Source organism: Tepidiforma sp. (assembly GCF_034433535.1).
Lineage (GTDB): Bacteria > Chloroflexota > Dehalococcoidia > Tepidiformales > Tepidiformaceae > Tepidiforma.
Genome location: NZ_DAOUAO010000182.1, coordinates 1 through 4,918, shown reverse-complemented (window position 1 = coordinate 4,918; position 4,918 = coordinate 1). Strand labels below are relative to the sequence as shown.

General features: G+C 71.2%; 6 protein-coding genes. 2 read left to right on the top strand and 4 right to left on the bottom strand.

Annotated features, from left to right (window positions below; translation table 11 throughout):
* From VAE46_RS09490 to VAE46_RS09475, 4 genes are all read right to left on the bottom strand, one after another.
* A partial coding sequence (locus tag VAE46_RS09490; protein ID WP_322796692.1) for a lipoyl domain-containing protein occupies window positions 1-317 on the bottom strand: 317 nt, incomplete at its 3' end.
* Window positions 307-1,314, bottom strand: a complete 1,008-nt coding sequence (locus tag VAE46_RS09485) for an NAD(+)/NADH kinase (RefSeq protein WP_322796691.1) — start codon at window positions 1,312-1,314, stop codon at window positions 307-309. The genes VAE46_RS09485 and VAE46_RS09490, both read right to left, overlap by 11 nt.
* 2 nt (window positions 1,315-1,316) lie before the next feature.
* The gene (locus VAE46_RS09480; protein ID WP_322796690.1) at window positions 1,317-2,327 is read right to left on the bottom strand and encodes an alpha-ketoacid dehydrogenase subunit beta; all 1,011 of its coding nucleotides are present in this window, start codon (window positions 2,325-2,327) and stop codon (window positions 1,317-1,319) included.
* Window positions 2,328-2,342: 15 nt separating this feature from the next.
* A complete protein-coding gene (locus VAE46_RS09475) occupies window positions 2,343-3,311 on the bottom strand; it encodes a thiamine pyrophosphate-dependent dehydrogenase E1 component subunit alpha (protein WP_322796689.1) in 969 nt (322 codons plus the stop codon).
* A gap of 162 nt (window positions 3,312-3,473) precedes the next feature.
* Between VAE46_RS09475 and VAE46_RS09470 the strand changes: the two genes are divergently transcribed.
* Together VAE46_RS09470 and VAE46_RS09465 are read left to right on the top strand one after the other, a co-directional pair.
* Window positions 3,474-4,130, top strand: coding sequence for a TetR/AcrR family transcriptional regulator (locus VAE46_RS09470; RefSeq protein WP_322796688.1), 657 nt, complete (start codon window positions 3,474-3,476; stop codon window positions 4,128-4,130).
* A 125-nt stretch (window positions 4,131-4,255) separates the two neighbouring features.
* Window positions 4,256-4,918 (top strand): SDR family NAD(P)-dependent oxidoreductase (locus VAE46_RS09465; RefSeq protein ID WP_322796687.1); only part of this gene is annotated, 663 nt, incomplete at its 3' end.

Here is a 4,918-nt window from a genome sequence, read left to right as displayed (position 1 = left end):
GGCGGCGCGGGGGCGGCCGTTTCGACCGGCGCGGCGGTCGGCGGGGCCGGGGCCGGGCCGCCAGCCGCGGGGAGCGACTCGCCGGGGGCGAGGATGCAGCCGACCACCGACCCCGGCGGGAGGGTGGTGCCGGCCGGGACCAGGTGGCGGAGGACGCCATCGGCCTCGGCCTCGACCTGGAATTCGATTTTCTCGGTTTCGAGGCGGTAGACGATGTCGCCGGTGCGGACCTCGGCGCCATCGGGCACCAGCCACTCGGCGACGGTGCCCTCGGTCATCGTCATGCCCAGCTTGGGAATGAGGACGTCAGTCGGCATCGGGGGCTCCGTTCGGAGGGATTCGGAAGAGGCCGGCGCGGGCGGCGCAGGTGAGGACCCGGCGGGGGTCGATCACCAGCGGGCCGCCGGGGAGCGGCACCGGGCGCGCCTGCTGGCCGGGGAGGAGGCGGCGCTCTCGCTCGCCGTCGAGGGCGAGGATGCCGGGACCGCTCCAGGCGGGGTCCTGGCCGAGGGGAACGAGACGCGAGGAGCTGACGCAGACCGTTTCGAAGCGGCCGGGAGCGAGGGGCGCGAGGACCTCGATGCCAGGGCGGCCGAACTCCAGTTCGAGCGCGGCATCGCTCCCGAGGGCGAGGCCCATGGCGCCGGGGATGGCCGCGAGGCCGGTGACTGCCGGGTCGGAGCGGAGAACGAGCAGGCGGCGCAGGCTGGCGGGGTCCCGGACGGCGCGGGCCCCGGGGAAGGGCTCATCGACGAGCGCGACATCGACGAGGGCGAGGTCGGGCGGTTCACCGTCGATTTCGACTGCGACGTAGGGCGCAGGGACGACCGCGTGCTCGAGCGGCAGGCGCCCGGCGGCGAGGAGGCCGGCGGCGAGGCCGGCGAGGGTGGGCTCGTGGACGCGCGGGAAGACGTTGTTGGTGCCGGTGGAGAGGGGAAGGATGGGCAGGTCCAGCCAGCCGGCGGCAGCGGCGCGGCAGGTGCCATCGCCGCCGAGGACGAGGACCACGGCCGCCTCGCGCTCGCGCAGGAGGGCCGCGGCGGCGCGGGTATCGAGCGCGGAGCCGGTGAGGTCGACGGGGAGGGGGACGGCCTCCAGCGGGAGGTCGAGGCCGGCGAGGGCCTCTTCGACCAGCCGGTGCGGGCCGGGCAGGTAGTGGATTGCGCGGGCGCCGCCCCGGGCCGCGCCGACCAGGAAGCGGCGGAGGATGGCGCGCTTCTCGGCATCGGTGACCACGGGCGCGTGGGCGACGAGGCGGCGGATATCCTTGCCCGAGGCCGGGTTGGCGATGATCCCGATGATGCCGGTCGGCATGGTCAGGCGGACCGCCCCAGCAGGCGCAGGACTTCGGCGACGATGCGGTCCGCATTCGGGACGTAGTGGGATTCGAGCGCGGGGCTGAACGGCACAGGGGCGAACGGCGCGCCGATGCGGCCGATGGGGGCATCGAGGTGGTCGAAGGCGAGCTCCTGGAGCTGGGCCGCGATCTCGGCGCCGAAGCCGGCGAAGCGGACGGCCTCGTGGACGACGAGGGCGCGATGGGTCTTGAGGACGGAGGCGACGAGGGTGTCGGTATCGAGCGGGGAGAGGGTGCGGGGGTCGACCACCTCGGCATCGATGCCGTGCTCGAGCAGCTTCTCGGCAGCGGCGAGGCTTTCGTGGACCATGCGGCCGGTGGCGATGATGGTGAAGTTCGTGCCGGGGCGAACCACATGGGCGCGGCCGAGCGGGATTTCGTACATCTCCTCGGGGACCTCGCCGGCGAGGCCGAGGAGGCCCTTGTGGTTGATGACCATGACCGGGCTGTCGTCGCGGACGGCGGCGATGAGGAGCCCCTTCGCTTCGTACGGGCCGGAGGGCATGACCACCTTGAGGCCGGGGACGTGGCAGAACCAGGCCTCGAGGCTCTGGGAGTGCTGGGCGGCGAGGTTGAGGCCGGCGCCGGCCATGGTGTGGATGGTGAGCGGCAGGCGCGCCTTGCCGCCGAACATGTAGCGCATCTTGGCGGCCTGGTTGACCAGCTGGTCCATGGCGACGCCGGTGAAGTCCATGAACATGATGTCGATGATGGGGCGGAGGCCGGTGGCGGCAGCGCCCACCCCGAGCCCGATGAGCGCGGCCTCGCTGATGGGGGTATCGACGACGCGTTCGGGGCCGAACTCATCGAGGAGGCCGCGGCTGAAGCCGAAGACGGAGCCGTAGAGGGCGACGTCCTCGCCGGCGAGGAAGACGTTCGGGTCCTCGCGCATGAGCTGGCGGAGGGCTTCGTTGATGGCCATCACGAGGGGGAGCTGGCGGGGCTGGGCGGGTGCGGTGGGGGCAGTCATGCGGGGCTCCTCGGGTCAGCTGGCGTAGACGTCTTCGGTGAGGGTGGAGGGTTCGGGGAAGGGGCTCGCCTCGGCGTAGGCGACGGCCTCGCGGGCCTCGGCGAGGACCTGCTCGCGGACGGCAGCGGCGCCGGCGGCATCGAGGATGCCGAGCTCGGCGAGGCGCTGCTCGAGGAGAATGATGGGGTCGCGCTGGCGCCAGGCGCGCACCTCATCGTCGGAGCGGTAGACGACGCCCATGCCGCGGACGCCGACGTGGTCGTAAAAGCGGTAGGTCTTGCATTCGAGGAGGGTTGGGCCTTCGCCGCGGCGAGCGCGCGCGATGGCTTCGCCGGCGGCTTCGTAGACGGCGATGACGTCCATGCCATCGACGACGACGCCGGGGAAGCCGTAGCCGGCGGCGCGGTCGGCGATGTCGTGGATGGCCTGGTGGCGGTCCTGGCGGGTGAATTCGCCGAAGCCGTTGTTTTCGCAGACAAAGATCAGCGGCAGGCGGTAGAGGCCGGCCATGTTGGCGGCCTCGTGGAAACTGCCCTCGTTAGAGGCGCCATCGCCGAAGAAGCAGGCGGTGACGTTCTGGGTCTGGCGGTACCTGTTGGAGAAGGCGGCGCCGACGGCGATGGGCGGGCCGCCGCCGACGATGCCGTTGGCGCCGAGCATGCCGAGGTCCATATCGGCGATATGCATGGAGCCGCCCTTGCCGCGGCAGTAGCCGGTGGCGCGGCCGAACAGCTCGGCGAACATGCGGCGGAAGTCGCCGCCGACGGCGACGAGGTGGCCATGGCCGCGGTGGGTGGAGGTGACCTGGTCGCCGGGGGTGAGGTGGGCGGCGACGCCGGCGGCGACGGCTTCTTCGCCGACGTAGAGGTGGAGGGCGCCGGGGATGCGCCCGGCTTCGGAGAGCCTGCCGGCCTCTTCTTCGAAGGTGCGGATGCGGACCATGCGGCGGTGGAGGTCGAGGAGGACTTCGGGAGATGGCGGCATTTGGACCACCCGGAAGGAGATTTGGCTGTTCGGCCAACTGAGCGATGGGAGTCTACCGCCCGGGGACGGGCGTGGAAAGAGGCGTTCAGCGTTCTGGCCTGCTAGCCTGAAGTTGGACAGCTGGACACAGGCGCCGGCGCACCGGCGGTGGAAGGATGGCGTATGGCACGACTGGATATCAACGCGATTCGGCGGCGGCAGATCATCGAGGCGGCGGTCGCGGTGATGGCGGAGAAGGGCTGGGCAGAGACCTCGATCGACGAGGCGACGAAGCGGGCGGAGGTGAGCCGCGGGCTGGTTTCGTACCACTTCAAAGACAAGGCGGACCTGCTCTCGGGGGTGCTGGCGCGCTGCCAGGAGATCTTCAACGAGTCGGTGGCGGAGGCGATCGAGAGCAGCCAGGACCCGGTGGAGCAGATGCGGCGGGTGCTGGAGATTTCGATCGAGCTGGCGGTGGTGAACCCGGTGCCCTACGAGGTGTTCGTGCAGTTCACGGCGAGCGCGAAGCGGGACCCGCGCCTCGGCGATGAAATCCGGGCGCTGTGGGACGGGTTCCGCAAGACCACGGCGCGGGCGATCGCGCATGGCCAGCGGCAGGGAGTGTTCCGGGGGGACATCGACCCGATGGTGGCGGCAACGCGGCAGATCGGGGCAGTGACGGGCATCGCGCTGCAGTGGCTGCTCGAGCCGGGGGCGTTCGATTTCAACGCGACCAAGCGCGAAACGGTGGACATGCTGATGCGCGCGCTGGTGGCGGATGGCGTGGACATCGGCGGGCGGCGCGGTGCCGCGGAGGCGGCGGTGGGGCTGGACGGCTGAGGCCGGAGCCCCGCGAACCAATTCCTTGGCCAGTCTTCCAAAGATTGTGGTGATGTGGTAAAAGCGTCCCGGCAAAGCACCGGGCCGCCCGCGGGCGGCTCTAACTCCACGGAGAGGGACGCAGCATGGGAGCACTGGAAGGCAGGGTTGCCGCCGTCACGGGCGGGAGCCGCGGCATTGGCCGGGGCATCGTCGAGGCGTTCCTGCGGGAGGGTGCGTTCGTTGCCTTCAACGGCCGCGACGCAGCCAAGGGGCAGCAGGCGCTGGAGGAGCTGGGCGCCGGCGAGCGGGCGCTGTTCGTGCAGGGGGATGCCCGCAGCAGCGCCGATGTGAAGCGGCTCGTCGATGAGGCGGCGGCGCGCTGGGGCCGGCTCGACATCATGGTGAACAACGCCGGGGGCATCACCCGGCCCGCGCCGATCGCCCAGCTGGATGACGACGCCTGGGAGAACGACATCCGCTGGAACCTGGGCGGGGTGTTCTACGGGACGAAGTGGGCGCTGCAGCACATGCTGCCGCGGGGCTGGGGGCGGATCATCAACATCTCTTCGGTGGAGGGGAAGCAGGGCGCGGCCGGGATGGCGGGCTACGTGGCCGCCAAGCACGGGGTGAACGGCCTCACGAAGACGACCGCGCTGGAGGTGGGGAAGCTGGGCATCACCTGCAACGCCATCTGCCCGGGGCTGATCATCACCGACGCGGTGCGGGATTCGGGCGATGCGACCGCGAAGGCGATGGGGCTTTCGGGGCTCGATGAGATGGTGGAGAAGATTTTCAAGGCGAAGACG

Excerpts from the sequence above, each read along its gene's own strand:
- VAE46_RS09480 (WP_322796690.1), bottom strand. The coding sequence starts at position 2,327 with ATGACTGCCCCCACCGCACCCGCCCAGCCCCGCCAGCTCCCCCTCGTG.
- VAE46_RS09475 (WP_322796689.1), bottom strand. The coding sequence starts at position 3,311 with ATGCCGCCATCTCCCGAAGTCCTCCTCGACCTCCACCGCCGCATGGTC.
- VAE46_RS09470 (WP_322796688.1), top strand. The coding sequence starts at position 3,474 with ATGGCACGACTGGATATCAACGCGATTCGGCGGCGGCAGATCATCGAG.
- VAE46_RS09485 (WP_322796691.1), bottom strand. The coding sequence starts at position 1,314 with ATGCCGACCGGCATCATCGGGATCATCGCCAACCCGGCCTCGGGCAAG.